Annotated in this window: 11 protein-coding genes and 1 other annotated feature (1 of these 12 only partly in view); of the genes, 9 read left to right on the top strand and 2 right to left on the bottom strand. The window is 48.5% G+C overall.

Features of this window, described 5'->3' with window-relative positions; translation table 11 throughout:
• Positions 1-98: a binding site (T-box leader), on the top strand; it begins 143 nt to the left of the window's first position.
• A gap of 61 nt (positions 99-159) precedes the next feature.
• Positions 160-1,500 carry an amino acid permease gene (locus tag CXL14_RS06950; protein WP_014418915.1) on the top strand — a complete coding sequence of 447 codons (1,341 nt, stop codon included), beginning with the start codon at positions 160-162 and terminating at the stop codon, positions 1,498-1,500.
• Between the two features lie 34 nt (positions 1,501-1,534).
• Here CXL14_RS06950 and CXL14_RS06955 read toward each other — a convergent pair whose 3' ends face one another.
• The gene (locus CXL14_RS06955) at positions 1,535-2,452 is read right to left on the bottom strand and encodes a DMT family transporter (RefSeq protein WP_003151595.1); all 918 of its coding nucleotides are present in this window, start codon (positions 2,450-2,452) and stop codon (positions 1,535-1,537) included.
• A 97-nt stretch (positions 2,453-2,549) separates the two neighbouring features.
• Between CXL14_RS06955 and CXL14_RS06960 the strand changes: the two genes are divergently transcribed.
• Both CXL14_RS06960 and CXL14_RS06965 read left to right on the top strand, forming a co-directional pair.
• Positions 2,550-3,443, top strand: coding sequence for a LysR family transcriptional regulator (locus tag CXL14_RS06960; protein WP_014418914.1), 894 nt, complete (start codon positions 2,550-2,552; stop codon positions 3,441-3,443).
• 112 nt (positions 3,444-3,555) lie between these two features.
• Complete coding sequence (locus tag CXL14_RS06965) at positions 3,556-4,563, top strand: LLM class flavin-dependent oxidoreductase (RefSeq protein WP_014418913.1); 1,008 nt, start codon at positions 3,556-3,558, stop codon at positions 4,561-4,563.
• Between the two features lie 34 nt (positions 4,564-4,597).
• On the opposite strand, the gene CXL14_RS06970 is transcribed toward CXL14_RS06965, so the two are convergent.
• A complete protein-coding gene (locus tag CXL14_RS06970) occupies positions 4,598-5,686 on the bottom strand; it encodes an arabinose utilization transcriptional regulator AraR (RefSeq protein WP_014418912.1) in 1,089 nt (362 codons plus the stop codon).
• Between the two features lie 256 nt (positions 5,687-5,942).
• Between CXL14_RS06970 and CXL14_RS06975 the strand changes: the two genes are divergently transcribed.
• The 6 genes from CXL14_RS06975 to gpmI all read left to right on the top strand — a co-directional run bounded on the left by CXL14_RS06975 (position 5,943) and on the right by gpmI (position 13,498).
• Positions 5,943-7,337 (top strand): arabinose-proton symporter AraE, encoded by a 1,395-nt coding sequence (locus CXL14_RS06975; RefSeq protein ID WP_014418911.1) that lies wholly within the window; start codon positions 5,943-5,945, stop codon positions 7,335-7,337.
• A 264-nt stretch (positions 7,338-7,601) separates the two neighbouring features.
• Entirely contained in the window at positions 7,602-8,636 is a 1,035-nt protein-coding gene (gene cggR, locus CXL14_RS06980) for a gapA transcriptional regulator CggR (protein WP_014418910.1), read from the top strand.
• A 33-nt stretch (positions 8,637-8,669) separates the two neighbouring features.
• Positions 8,670-9,677 carry a type I glyceraldehyde-3-phosphate dehydrogenase gene (gene gap, locus CXL14_RS06985; RefSeq protein WP_003151611.1) on the top strand — a complete coding sequence of 336 codons (1,008 nt, stop codon included), beginning with the start codon at positions 8,670-8,672 and terminating at the stop codon, positions 9,675-9,677.
• 321 nt (positions 9,678-9,998) lie between these two features.
• Positions 9,999-11,183, top strand: a complete 1,185-nt coding sequence (locus CXL14_RS06995; RefSeq protein WP_014418909.1) for a phosphoglycerate kinase — start codon at positions 9,999-10,001, stop codon at positions 11,181-11,183.
• Positions 11,184-11,208: 25 nt separating this feature from the next.
• Complete coding sequence (gene tpiA, locus CXL14_RS07000; RefSeq protein ID WP_003151618.1) at positions 11,209-11,970, top strand: triose-phosphate isomerase; 762 nt, start codon at positions 11,209-11,211, stop codon at positions 11,968-11,970.
• The gene (gene gpmI, locus CXL14_RS07005) at positions 11,963-13,498 is read left to right on the top strand and encodes a 2,3-bisphosphoglycerate-independent phosphoglycerate mutase (RefSeq protein WP_003151620.1); all 1,536 of its coding nucleotides are present in this window, start codon (positions 11,963-11,965) and stop codon (positions 13,496-13,498) included. The genes tpiA and gpmI overlap by 8 nt, the downstream gene beginning before the upstream one ends.
• The last annotated feature ends 5 nt before the right edge of the window (positions 13,499-13,503 follow it).

Raw genomic sequence — 13,503 nt, forward strand, 5'->3', positions numbered from 1 at the left:
ACGGCTGACCTTCGTTAAAAGGTTTTTAAGCTGGATTCCGGATATTTCGGGATCAACAAGAGTGGTACCGCGGCTGCCTGAGGCACGCCGTCTCTTTTCCTAAAGAGGCGGCGTGCTTTTTTATGTGATGAACACTTTTTGCGAGAGGGCGTGTGATAGATGGAAAAGGACAAGCAAACGTTAAAACGGACGATGTCGTCCAGACACATTATGATGATGGCGCTTGGAGGCGCAATCGGGGCCGGGCTCTTTAAAGGCAGCAGCACGGCGATTGATGAAGCGGGGCCGTCCGTGCTGTTGGCCTACCTCCTCGGCGGAATCATTCTGCTGTTTATTATGCAAGGGCTGGCCGAAATGGCAGTCAGAAACAAACATGCAAGGACGTTCCGTGATTTGGTTCAGCAGTCGCTCGGATCGTACGCTGCATACTTTTTAGATTGGATCTATTGGAAAATGTGGGTGCTCAATATTGCCGCGGAGGCGGTCGTAGCCGCCATTTTCATTCAATATTGGCTGCCGGAATGTCCGATATGGATACTGGCTCTGATCATTTCCATCGTGGTGACGGTCGTAAACATGCTTTCTGTGAAACTGTTTGCCGAGACGGAGTACTGGCTCGCGCTTATTAAAATTACAGTGATTGTCATCTTTATTTTATGCGGTATTCTGCTTTTATTTTTCTCATTCGGCAATCACACGGCGCCGGGGCTGTCTCATTTAACGGATCACGGAGGGTTTTTCCCGCATGGAGCGGGGGGTGTCATTACGGCGATGCTCGTCGTGATCTACTCATACGGCGGAACGGAAATCATCGGCGTCACGCTGGCGGAGACAAAAAATCCCGAAAAGGTGATCCCGAAAGCTGTCCGAAGCACGTTAACGCGGATTGTCGCTTTTTACTTGCTGCCGTTCTTCATCATCGTCAGCCTGATTCCTTGGAATCAAGTCAACAGCGTTCCGGAAAGCCCGTTTGTCATAGTATTTAAGATGATCGGAATTCCGGGTGCCGACCATATTATGAATGCCGTCATTCTTCTTGCGATTATCTCGTCTATGAATTCGGGACTGTACGGATCATCCCGCGTCTTGTTTACGCAGGCTTCTGACGGCCGGTTGCCGAAAATTTTTTCAAAACTATCGAAGAAAAAGGTTCCCGTCTATGCGATTCTGACTTGTACGTCATTTTTATATGTAGGCGTCCTGATTTCTTTATTCGCAGGAAGCCGGACGTTTAATTATTTGATGGGTTCACTCGGCTATACCGTGCTGTTCATCTGGCTGATTATCGGATTCGCCCATTTGAAATCAAGAAAACATTCAACAGAACAGCCGGCTTATTACGTCAAATGGTTCCCGTACACGACATGGTTCGCGGTGCTTGCGCTTTTGGCCATCCTGATCGGCGTAATTGCGACGACATCCATCGTCATCACATGCATCACTGCGGCCATCTATCTCCTCATTACGGCTGCGTATCTTGTGAAAGGGAGACGTCAATAAATAAAAAAACTCTTGCCCCGCGGCAAGAGTTTTTTTAATGAACGGCCTTTTTTTCTGCGGCCAGAGCAGGTGTTTTCAGTTTTTTCGGTGTTATATTCACAAAACAAATGCTTGTGACGATCAGAAGCAGTCCGGCTAAAAGGCTGACGGTAAGCGGCTCATGCAGGAATATCGAGCTGACGACAATGGATATGAGCGGGATCAGGAAGGTGTAAGAGGCAACCTTGCTTGCTTCCCCTGAACCGACAAGCGTAAAAAAGGCGAGCCAGCCGAGCGCGATAACAAAAACTGAAATGAACAGAAGGCTCAGAATGAACGGAGCTTTCCATTGAATCGCTGAAAAGCTTTCTGAAAAATGGCCGGAGCTGACAAGCAGCACGCCGCCGATCAGAAGCTGAAGAGCGACCATCCAGATAGAATCCGCGCGTCCGCCCGTTCTTTTCACATATACCGTGCCGAGCGCCCAGCTGACCGCAGAGCCTAAGGCCAAAAGAATGCCGGCGATGGAAATATGGCCTCCGAAACCGGCTGCGCTGATGACGGCGACACCGGCAAAGCCCAGAATAAGACCGGCTATTTTTAAAGGATACATCGATTCCCCGAGCCACAGCCAAGAAAAAACGCCCATTAACACCGGCTGGAAAAACACGATGGCTGAAAATAGGCCGGCAGGCAGGTAATTCAAGCCGACCGTTTGCAGGCCGTAAAATAAAGTAATATTTAAAATGGCAGAAATAAGATAGATCGGCCACGTTTCTTTAAAACGCAGCTTTTTAAAACGGGGCAGCGCCACCATTAATAATAGAAGTCCGCCGATCAGCGTGCGGATTCCGGCAAACAGAAGAGGCGGCGAATAGGCAAGCGCGGCCTTTGTCAGCGGCCAGTTAATTCCCCATACCGTGACTAGAAACGCCAGCATAAGAGCCGTCTGTATTTTCGAAAGCTGTTTCACGTCGTTCACTCCTTGTAGAACAATTCCATCATATGATACGGTAATCAGTAAGATAAATAAAATGAATCTTTTTTATAAGGAGCATAAGTAAAACGTTATGACGATTACACAACTGCGGGTTTTTGTTCAAATCGCTGAAACGGGAAGCTTTACAAAAGCGGGGCAGGCGCTGAATATGACGCAGCCCGCCGTCAGCCATGCCATCTCTGCGCTTGAGTCAGAGCTCGGCATCAAGCTGATCATCCGCGAGCGCCGCAACGGCGTAAGGCTCACGGACACGGGCGGAAAAATTCTCGTCCATATCAGAGAGGTGCTCAAAGGCATAGAAAAAGCCGAGCAGCTGGCGGCCGCGGAAAGAGGTCTTGAACAGGGAACGATTCACATCGGCACATTTCCGGCCGCTTCCGCTTATTTCATTCCAAAGCTGATCAGCGTGTTTAAAAAACGGTATCCGAAGCTTGAACTGGTGCTTCATGAAGGAACGGCGGACGAAGTAAAAGAATGGCTGCAATCCCGGATGATTGACGCGGGCATTCTGCTGTTCCCGACAGAGGATATGGATTCCTTTCTGCTGAAAAAAGACAAAATGGCAGCGGTTATGCATAAAGATCATCCTCTCGCCGCACGCTCAACCGTAACGATAAAAGATCTGGACGGTGAACCGATGGTGGTTTGCGAAGGCGGTTACACGTCACCTTTTGCAGGCCTGTTTAAACAAGCCGGTGCCGAACTTTGCGCGGCCTTTACCGTGTTTAATGTCAGCACGTCCATCAATATGGTGCGGGAGGGGTTGGGCATGGCAATCTTATCCGATATGTCCATGGCCGGCAATCCCCTCCCGGAAGAAGTGGTGATTAAAGAGTTTACGCCGGATGTATTCAGGGAGGTGCAGCTGGCGGTTCCTTCCATGAAAGACGCATCACTTGCCGCCAAGCTTTTTATTGATGTCGCCGAGGAGCTGTTCATCCGTAAGAAAACCGCCGCTGACTGATTGTTCGAAGATCATCGAATCAAATTGTTTAACTCACGGGAAAAGCTGTGGTAAGGTGTGTGGAGAGACCTTGTTTAAGATCTGCTTACACTAAACCGCAAAGGAGAAAACGATGGCTGAACATACATTGAAAGATACTGCGTTTTCCGTATTGAATTTATCGCCGGTCGTACAGGGAGGAACGGTTGCTGAATCGTTCCGCAACAGCATGGATTTAGCGCGCCGCGCCGAGGAGTGGGGCTATAACCGCTATTGGCTTGCGGAGCATCATAATATAGAAGGCGTTGCCAGCTCGGCAACGGCGGTGCTGATCGGCCACATCGCCGGCGGCACGAAAAAAATCCGCGTCGGTTCTGGGGGTATTATGCTGCCGAATCATTCGTCACTTATAATCGCGGAGCAATTCGGAACCCTTGAAACGTTATATCCAGGGCGGATTGACCTCGGACTCGGGCGTGCGCCGGGTACCGACCAATTAACGGCGAGGGCCTTAAGAAGAAACATAAACAGCGGGGAGGATTTCCCGGAGCAGCTTGAAGAATTGAGAAATTACTTCAAACCGTCAGGCAATGTGCGCAATCTAGTCCGCGCCATTCCGGGCGAAGGGCTGGACGTGCCGATCTGGCTTCTGGGCTCAAGCGGCTTCAGCGCGCGTCTTGCGGGAGAGCTCGGGCTTCCGTTCGCCTTTGCGGCTCACTTTTCACCGAAAAACACCGTGCCCGCCCTTGAGCTGTACCGCAGCTCCTTCCGTCCGTCAGATGTACTGGATAAACCGTACGCGATGGTCGGCGTCACCGTCATTGCCGCCGATACGGATGAAAAGGCGGAGCATCTGGCAACATCGCATTATCAAAGATTTTTAGACCTCGTCCGCGGCACGCCGAACCAGCTGAAGCCTCCTGTTGAAGACATGGATCAAATCTGGTCGCCGTATGAAAAAGCGATGGTCAATGAACAGCTCAGTTCAACGATCGTCGGCGGACCGGAGCGTGTGAAGGAGAAGCTGGAAAGCTTCATCCGGACAACACAGGCGGATGAAATCATGGTGAATTCAGAAAGCTTTGAGCATGCCGACAGAATGAGATCATTTGAAATCATCGCCGAATTAAAAAACAGCTGAGCAAAAAAAGCAATGTGCCGCGCACATTGCTTTTTTATTCGCCGATCCGCCTGACTGAATTCCGGATGATGAGTTCCGGTTCATACACGACGTCATCCTTCTTCGGTTTTTTATGTTCTAAGCAGTCGATGACGTATTTTGCCGCCGCTTTCCCCATAATGGATTTCGGATGCTTGACAGAGGTGAGCTTCACCTCGGAAATCTGGGCGAAATGTGAATCGTCATAGCCCATGACCGATATGTCATCAGGCACCTTTAACCCTAATTCCCTGAGAAGATTAATCGTCTTCAGCGCAATTTCGTCATTGTAGCAAAGAATGGCCGTCGGATATGACCCGCTGTTTTGCTCAAGGGTATGCTTAATTTTTTGGAGAAGCACGGTTTCTTTTTCCTCAGTCGTGTAAGTCACGATCATGTCCGGAGACGGGAAAATCCCGCGCTCCCGATGCGCCTGAAGATAGCCGTTCATCCGTTTGACGCCCTGCGTGTCATCCGCTTTAAAGATTCCCATAATGTGCGTGTGTCCGAGGGACATGACGTATTCGCAAGCCATCATGCCGCCTTTGACGTCATTGACGGAAAAGCTCGGTGCGGCCAGCTCCGCATAAGAGGCGTTAATCATGGCAAACGGAATGCCGTTTTTCTCCAGATTGAGATAGTAGCCGATGTTGGGCGTCTGCAGCGCGCTTTTTGTAGGCTCGACAATCAGCCCGTCTATATTTTTGGACAGCAGGTTTTCAAGGCCGCGCCGCTCACTTTCTGTATTGTTGTTGGTGCTCGTCAGCAGCATGGAATAGCCCTGTTCGCTTAAATACGATTCGATTCCCCTGATGATGCTCGGAAAAATATAGTCTGATATGTACGTTGTAATGACGCCGATCGTTTTGTTTGAATGCATGGCTGATTTCGCCGTGCGTGAAGCGACAAAGGTGCCTCCGCCCTGAACGCTGTACAGCAGGCCCTGCGAGACCAAATCTCCGATCGCCTTTCTGATGGTATGGCGGCTGACGCCGAACTGCTGCATCAGCTCATTTTCCGTAGGCAGCTTTTCGTCCGGCTGTATTTTTCCTTGATTCAGCCATGAACAAATTTCTTCTTTTACTTGAGCATATTTCGGTAGCATATCAATTCCTCCAAAATGTATACGGACAAATTCCAGTATAACATAGTAAGCCCTTTCATCAAGCTGTAAAAATAATTGACAGATTATGAAAAACTGCTTATTCTTTATTTGTACGTACTAATTTTCCTTATTTTTAGATAAAATTCTTTATAAGTACGTACAAATGTGGCGATTCTGAAGAAAACAAAGCAACATCAAGCGCCGCACTCAGATTTGTAAGCGTTTTTATTCTATTATTCGCGGGAGGGTAAAATTCATGAAGAATCACCCGGCACCAATTGGCTCAAATGTACCTGTCACTCGGCAGCATTCCAAGTGGTTTGTCATTCTCATCTCATGCGCGGCCGGACTGGGAGGGCTTTTGTACGGTTATGACACGGCGGTGATTTCCGGCGCCATCGGTTTCCTGAAAGATTTGTACCGCTTAAGTCCTTTTATGGAAGGGCTCGTGATTTCAAGCATAATGATCGGCGGTGTTTTCGGCGTCGGGATTTCCGGATTTTTGAGCGACCGTTTCGGACGGAGAAAGATTTTGATGGCAGCGGCGCTGTTGTTTGCGGTGTCAGCGGTTGTCTCTGCGCTTTCTCAAAGTGTGTCTTCCTTAGTGATCGCCAGAGTCATCGGCGGTCTGGGAATCGGCATGGGCTCCTCGCTTTCTGTCACGTATATTACCGAAGCCGCTCCGCCGGCAATACGCGGCAGTCTGTCTTCACTGTATCAGCTGTTTACGATATTAGGGATTTCCGGCACTTATTTTATTAACCTCGCCGTTCAGCAGTCCGGCTCATATGAATGGGGGGTGCACACCGGCTGGCGGTGGATGCTCGCTTACGGCATGATTCCGTCCGTCATCTTTTTTATCGTGTTGCTTATCGTGCCTGAAAGCCCGCGCTGGCTTGCGAAAGCGGGGCGCCGGAATGAAGCCCTCGCCGTGCTGACGCGCATTAACGGCGAGCAGACCGCGAAAGAAGAAATCAAACAAATCGAAACGTCTTTACAATTAGAAAAAATGGGGTCATTGTCTCAGCTGTTTAAACCGGGGCTGAGAAAAGCGCTTGTGATCGGGATTCTGCTGGCTTTATTCAATCAGGTCATCGGCATGAACGCAATTACGTATTACGGGCCGGAAATTTTCAAAATGATGGGCTTCGGACAGAATGCGGGGTTTATCACGACATGCATCGTCGGTGTCGTTGAAGTGATTTTCACCATTATCGCGGTTCTTTTAGTCGATAAGGTGGGCCGGAAAAAGCTGATGGGGGTCGGATCTGCCTTTATGGCGCTGTTCATGATCTTAATCGGGGCATCCTTTTATTTTAAGCTGGCGAGCGGTCCGGCTTTAGTCGTCATCATATTGGGATTCGTCGCCGCTTTCTGCGTATCAGTCGGGCCGATTACGTGGATCATGATTTCGGAAATCTTTCCGAACCACCTCCGCGCACGCGCCGCCGGTATCGCGACGATATTCTTATGGGGGGCCAACTGGGCGATCGGCCAGTTCGTGCCGATGATGATCAGCGGGTTAGGGCTCGCGTACACCTTCTGGATATTCGCCGTCATTAATATTCTCTGTTTCTTGTTTGTCGTGACGATCTGCCCTGAGACGAAAAATAAATCATTAGAAGAAATAGAAAAACTCTGGATAAAATGAAAGCGTTTTACGACAAAAGTCCGCTCCGGCGGGCTTTTGTCTGTCACCTTCATTCCGTTTCTGTATATAATGACTGTATCAAGGAGATACTGGAAAATCCTGCGAAGAATGTCGACGAATTGACCTTTAACAGTTGAATTAACAATGTCATCCTGTTAAAATAATTAAAGAAAGCAGACATAATTTTTTTTGGCTATGATGGGACGTTTTTTGTCATAGCGGGACATTTTCTGTCCAGTATGAATAGGAAGGAACGTTTGAGTCATGAACCAGTTAATACAAGCTCAAAAAAAATTATTGCCTGATCTTTTGCTTGTGATGCAGAAAAGATTTGAAATCTTGCAGTATATCAGGCTTACCGAACCGATCGGCCGCAGAAGTCTTGCAGCCAGTCTCGGATTGACCGAGCGCGTTCTCAGAAGCGAGGTTCAGTTTTTGAAAGAACAGAATCTCATCGATATTAAAACAAACGGCATGACAATGACGGAAGAGGGCTACTCACTGCTTTCGATTCTGGAAGATACGATGAAGGATGTTTTAGGATTGACGCTTTTGGAAAAGACATTAAAAGAGCGGCTTAATCTGAAAGACGCCATTATCGTTTCCGGAGACAGCGACCAATCTCCTTGGGTCAAAAAAGAATTAGGGAGAGCGGCCGTTGCATGTATGAAAAAGAGATTTTCAGGCAAAAATATCGTCGCTGTAACCGGCGGTACGACAATTGAAGCCGTCGCCGATATGATTACGCCGGATTCAAAAAACCGCGAGCTCCTGTTTGTGCCCGCAAGAGGCGGTTTAGGCGAAGATGTGAAAAACCAGGCGAACACCATATGCGCGCATATGGCGGAAAAGGCTTCAGGCACTTACCGGCTTTTGTTCGTTCCCGGGCAGCTGTCACAAGGCGCCTACTCATCTATTATTGAAGAGCCTTCCGTAAAAGAGGTGCTTCACACGATTAAATCAGCGAGTATGCTCGTTCACGGAATCGGCGAAGCTAGAACAATGGCGGAACGAAGAAACACGCCTTTGGAAGATTTGAAGAAAATAGATGACAATCATGCGGTGACAGAGGCATTCGGCTACTACTTTAATGCGGACGGAGAAGTCGTTCACAAGGTGCATTCAGTCGGAATGCAGCTTGATGACCTCGATGCCATTCCCGACATTATCGCGGTAGCGGGCGGATCATCAAAAGCAGAAGCAATCGAAGCTTATTTTAAAAAGCAGCGAAACACGGTTCTCGTCACGGACGAAGGAGCCGCAAAGAAGTTATTAAGGGATAACAGTCCCTCAATATAAATATCTCTCACTTATTTAAAGGAGGAAATAATCATGGCAGTAAAAGTCGGTATTAACGGTTTTGGTCGTATTGGACGTAACGTATTCCGCGCAGCATTAAACAATCCTGAAGTTGAGGTAGTAGCGGTTAACGATTTAACAGACGCTAACATGCTTGCTCATCTTTTACAATATGATTCCGTACACGGAAAATTAGATGCAGAAGTTAAAGTTGACGGCAGCAACCTTGTTGTTAACGGCAAAACAATCGAAGTTTCTGCTGAGCGCGATCCTGCGAAACTCAGCTGGGGCAAACAAGGCGTTGAAATCGTAGTTGAATCTACTGGTTTCTTCACAAAACGCGCAGACGCTGCGAAACACTTAGAAGCAGGCGCGAAAAAAGTTATCATCTCTGCACCTGCTAACGAAGAAGATATCACAATCGTTATGGGTGTTAACGAAGACAAATACGATGCGGCTAACCACCATGTTATCTCTAACGCATCTTGCACAACAAACTGCCTTGCGCCGTTTGCAAAAGTACTTAACGACAAATTCGGCATCAAACGCGGTATGATGACAACTGTTCACTCTTACACAAACGATCAGCAAATTCTTGATCTTCCGCACAAAGACTACCGTCGTGCGCGTGCAGCAGCTGAAAACATCATTCCTACATCAACTGGTGCTGCTAAAGCAGTTTCCCTCGTTCTTCCTGAACTGAAAGGCAAACTGAACGGCGGAGCTATGCGTGTGCCGACTCCAAACGTTTCTCTTGTTGACCTAGTTGCTGAACTTAACAAAGACGTAACGGCTGAAGACGTAAACGCAGCTCTTAAAGAAGCGGCTGAAGGCGATCTTAAAGGAATCCTTGGCTACAGCGAAGAGCCATTAGTATCCGGAGACTACAACGGCAATGCTAACTCTTCTACAATCGATGCTCTTTCTACAATGGTTATGGAAGGCAGCATGGTAAAAGTAATCTCTTGGTACGATAACGAAAGCGGCTACTCTAACCGCGTTGTTGACCTTGCAGCTTACATCGCAAAACAAGGTCTTTAATTCATAGCTCCCGGAAAGGGCCGGACTTGGTTCTTTCGGACAGAAACGCTATAATGAAAGCGGACAAGGGAAGGGGACGGACTCCCTTTCCCTTTTTCCATGAGAACCGGCTTTCAGAAAGCGCCGGATTGCTGCAGAACGTCCGCGTTTTGAAGTTTCCGCGGCACTTTCGTTTTCTGAGCCGCCTGCCCTGGCTCAGAAGACGATCTGCCCCGTGCCCGGAAGCTGCAATCTGCCCCGCGGCGGAAGCATCATGAGGCGGTTTCACGTTTCACGTTTTTCGTGCTATGCAAACCATTTTGAAGGAGGATCTCCTAAGGCATGAATAAAAAAACAGTAAAAGACATCGACGTAAAAGGCAAAGTCGTATTCTGCCGCGTTGACTTTAACGTTCCAATGAAAGACGGGGAAGTAACAGACGATACTCGTATCCGCGCTGCGCTTCCAACAATCAAACACCTTGCAGACCAAGGCGCGAAAGTCCTTCTTGCGAGCCACTTAGGCCGCCCGAAAGGCGAAGTGGTTGAGGAGCTTCGTTTAACTCCTGTCGCTGCACGCTTAGGCGAACTGCTCGGCAAAGAAGTGAAAAAAGCGGATGAAGCTTACGGCGATGCTGTAAAAGCACAAATTTCTGATATGAAGGACGGAGACGTTCTTGTATTGGAAAACGTACGTTTCTACCCTGGTGAAGAGAAAAACGATCCTGAGCTTGCTAAAGCATTTGCTGAGCTTGCGGATGTATATGTCAATGACGCATTCGGTGCTGCCCACCGTGCTCACGCATCTACAGCCGGAATTGCCGAGCATCTGCCGGCGGTTGCAGGATTCCTGATGGAAAAAGAGCTTGACGTTCTCGGCAAAGCCGTAACAAATCCTGAGCGCCCGTTTACGGCAATCATCGGCGGCGCGAAAGTAAAAGACAAAATCGGCGTAATCGAAAGTCTGCTTGATAAAGTGGACAACCTGATCATCGGCGGAGGTCTTGCTTACACATTCGTAAAAGCGCTTGGCTATGAAGTCGGTAAATCTCTTCTTGAAGAAGATAAAATCGAACTTGCAAAATCATTCATGGACCGCGCGAAAGAAAAAGGCGTTACATTCTATATGCCGGAAGACGTGCTCGTTGCTGATGATTTCTCTAACGATGCAAACGTTCAAATCGTGCCGATCTCTGAGATTCCAAGTGATTTAGAAGCGATCGACATCGGAACGAAAACCCGCGAAACGTACGCTGAAGTTATCAAAAACAGCAAACTTGTCGTATGGAACGGACCGATGGGCGTATTCGAAATCGACTTGTTCGCTCAAGGCACAAAAGCAGTGGCTGAAGCATTGGCAGAGGCAAACGATACATACTCTGTCATCGGCGGAGGAGACTCTGCGGCAGCCGTTGAAAAATTCGGCCTTGCTGACAAAATGAGCCATATCTCAACAGGCGGCGGCGCATCCCTTGAATTCATGGAAGGCAAAGAGCTTCCGGGTGTAGCTGCGCTGAACGATAAATAAAAACTGCTATAAGGAAGTGGAACAGATGAGAAAACCAATTATAGCCGGTAACTGGAAAATGAACAAAACACTCGGCGAAGCTGTCAGCTTCGTTGAAGAAGTGAAATCTTCCATTCCAGCAGCAGACAAAGCGGAAGCCGTTGTTTGCGCACCAGCTCTTTTCTTAGAAAAGCTGACTTCTGCTGTTAAAGGAACTGACCTGAAAGTCGGCGCCCAAAACATGCATTTTGAAGAAAACGGTGCGTTCACAGGTGAAATCAGCCCGGTCGCTCTGAAAGACCTTGGCGTGGATTACTGCGTCATCGGCCACTCTGAGCGCCGTGAAATGTTCGCTGAAACTGATGAAACAGTTAACAAAAAAGCGCATGCCGCTTTCAAACACGGCATTGTGCCGATCATTTGCGTAGGTGAAACGCTTGAAGAGCGCGAAGCCGGAAAAACAAATGATCTTGTTGCCGATCAAGTGAAAAAAGGTCTTGCGGGTCTTTCTGAAGAGCAAGTTGCCGCTTCCGTTATTGCGTACGAGCCAATCTGGGCAATCGGAACAGGCAAATCTTCTACAGCGAAAGATGCTAACGACGTCTGCGCGCATATCCGTAAAGTCGTTGCTGAAAGCTTCAGCCAGGAAACTGCTGACAAGCTCCGCATTCAATACGGCGGCAGCGTAAAACCTGCAAATATTAAAGAATATATGGCAGAGTCCGATATTGACGGTGCTTTGGTCGGCGGCGCAAGCCTTGAACCGCAGTCATTCGTTCAATTATTGGAGGAAGGTCAATATGAGTAAAAAACCAGCTGCACTCATCATTCTTGATGGGTTCGGATTACGCAATGAAACAGTCGGAAACGCAGTCGCACAAGCGAAAAAACCGAATTTCGACCGTTATTGGAACCAATACCCTCATCAGACGCTGACGGCATCAGGCGAAGCAGTCGGACTGCCTGAAGGACAGATGGGGAACTCTGAAGTCGGTCATTTGAATATCGGCGCAGGACGTATTGTGTACCAAAGCTTAACACGCGTGAACGTTGCCATCCGCGAAGGCGAATTCGAACGCAATCAAACGTTCCTTGACGCCATCAAAAACGCGAAAGACAACGACAAAGCGCTGCACCTGTTCGGCCTTCTTTCTGACGGAGGCGTACACAGTCATATCAATCATTTATTCGCGCTGCTGAAGCTTGCGAAAAGTGAAGGACTGACGAAGGTGTATATTCACGGTTTCCTCGACGGCCGCGATGTAGGTCCGCAAACAGCGAAAACTTACATTCAGCAGCTGAATGAGCAGATCGAAGAAATCGGTGTCGGCGAAATCGCCAGCATTTCCGGACGCTACTACTCCATGGACCGCGACAAACGCTGGGACCGTGTGGAAAAAGCGTACCGCGCAATGGCTTACGGCGAAGGCCCGTCTTACCGCAGCGCGATGGATGTAGTCGACGATTCTTATGCGAACGGCATTCATGATGAATTCGTCATTCCGTCCGTCATCACAAAAGAAAACGGTGAACCCGTTGCGAAAATTCATGACGGCGATTCTGTGATTTTCTATAATTTCAGACCGGACCGCGCCATCCAGATTTCAAACACGTTTACCAACAAAGATTTCCGCGATTTCGACCGCGGTGAAAATCATCCGAAAAACCTGTATTTCGTCTGCCTGACTCACTTCAGTGAATCTGTTGACGGATATGTGGCTTTTAAACCGGTAAACCTTGACAATACGGTCGGTGAAGTATTAGCACAGCACGGGTTAAAACAGCTTCGCATTGCAGAAACTGAAAAGTATCCGCACGTTACGTTCTTTATGAGCGGCGGCCGCGAAGAAGAATTCCCGGGCGAAGAGCGCATCCTCATTAACTCGCCGAAGGTCGCGACATATGACCTGAAGCCTGAAATGAGCGCGTATGAAGTGAAGGATGCTCTTGTAAAAGAAATCGCGGCTGACAAGCACGACGCGATCATCCTGAACTTTGCAAACCCTGACATGGTCGGCCACTCCGGAATGGTCGAACCGACGATTAAAGCAATTGAAGCAGTGGACGAATGCTTAGGCGAAGTGGTTGACGCCATCATCGCTAAAGGCGGACATGCCATCATTACCGCTGATCACGGTAATGCGGACATTCTGATTACAGAAACAGGCGAACCGCACACTGCCCATACGACAAACCCAGTCCCTGTCATTGTGACGAAAGAAGGCGTGACGCTGCGCGAAGGCGGAATCCTAGGCGACCTCGCACCAACGTTATTAGACCTTCTCGGTGTTGAAAAACCGAAAGAAATGACAGGAACATCTTTAATTCAAAAATAAGCGTA

The sequence above is a fragment of the Bacillus sp. SJ-10 genome (assembly GCF_002843505.1).
Taxonomy (GTDB): Bacteria; Bacillota; Bacilli; order Bacillales; family Bacillaceae; genus Bacillus; species Bacillus velezensis.

Bases quoted from the DNA above. Each gene is read 5' to 3' on its own strand.
- CXL14_RS06950 (WP_014418915.1), top strand. From the start codon at position 160: ATGGAAAAGGACAAGCAAACGTTAAAACGGACGATGTCGTCCAGACAC.
- CXL14_RS06960 (WP_014418914.1), top strand. From the start codon at position 2,550: ATGACGATTACACAACTGCGGGTTTTTGTTCAAATCGCTGAAACGGGA.
- CXL14_RS06965 (WP_014418913.1), top strand. From the start codon at position 3,556: ATGGCTGAACATACATTGAAAGATACTGCGTTTTCCGTATTGAATTTA.
- CXL14_RS06970 (WP_014418912.1), bottom strand. From the start codon at position 5,686: ATGCTACCGAAATATGCTCAAGTAAAAGAAGAAATTTGTTCATGGCTG.
- CXL14_RS06975 (WP_014418911.1), top strand. From the start codon at position 5,943: ATGAAGAATCACCCGGCACCAATTGGCTCAAATGTACCTGTCACTCGG.
- cggR (WP_014418910.1), top strand. From the start codon at position 7,602: ATGAACCAGTTAATACAAGCTCAAAAAAAATTATTGCCTGATCTTTTG.
- gap (WP_003151611.1), top strand. From the start codon at position 8,670: ATGGCAGTAAAAGTCGGTATTAACGGTTTTGGTCGTATTGGACGTAAC.
- CXL14_RS06995 (WP_014418909.1), top strand. From the start codon at position 9,999: ATGAATAAAAAAACAGTAAAAGACATCGACGTAAAAGGCAAAGTCGTA.
- tpiA (WP_003151618.1), top strand. From the start codon at position 11,209: ATGAGAAAACCAATTATAGCCGGTAACTGGAAAATGAACAAAACACTC.
- gpmI (WP_003151620.1), top strand. From the start codon at position 11,963: ATGAGTAAAAAACCAGCTGCACTCATCATTCTTGATGGGTTCGGATTA.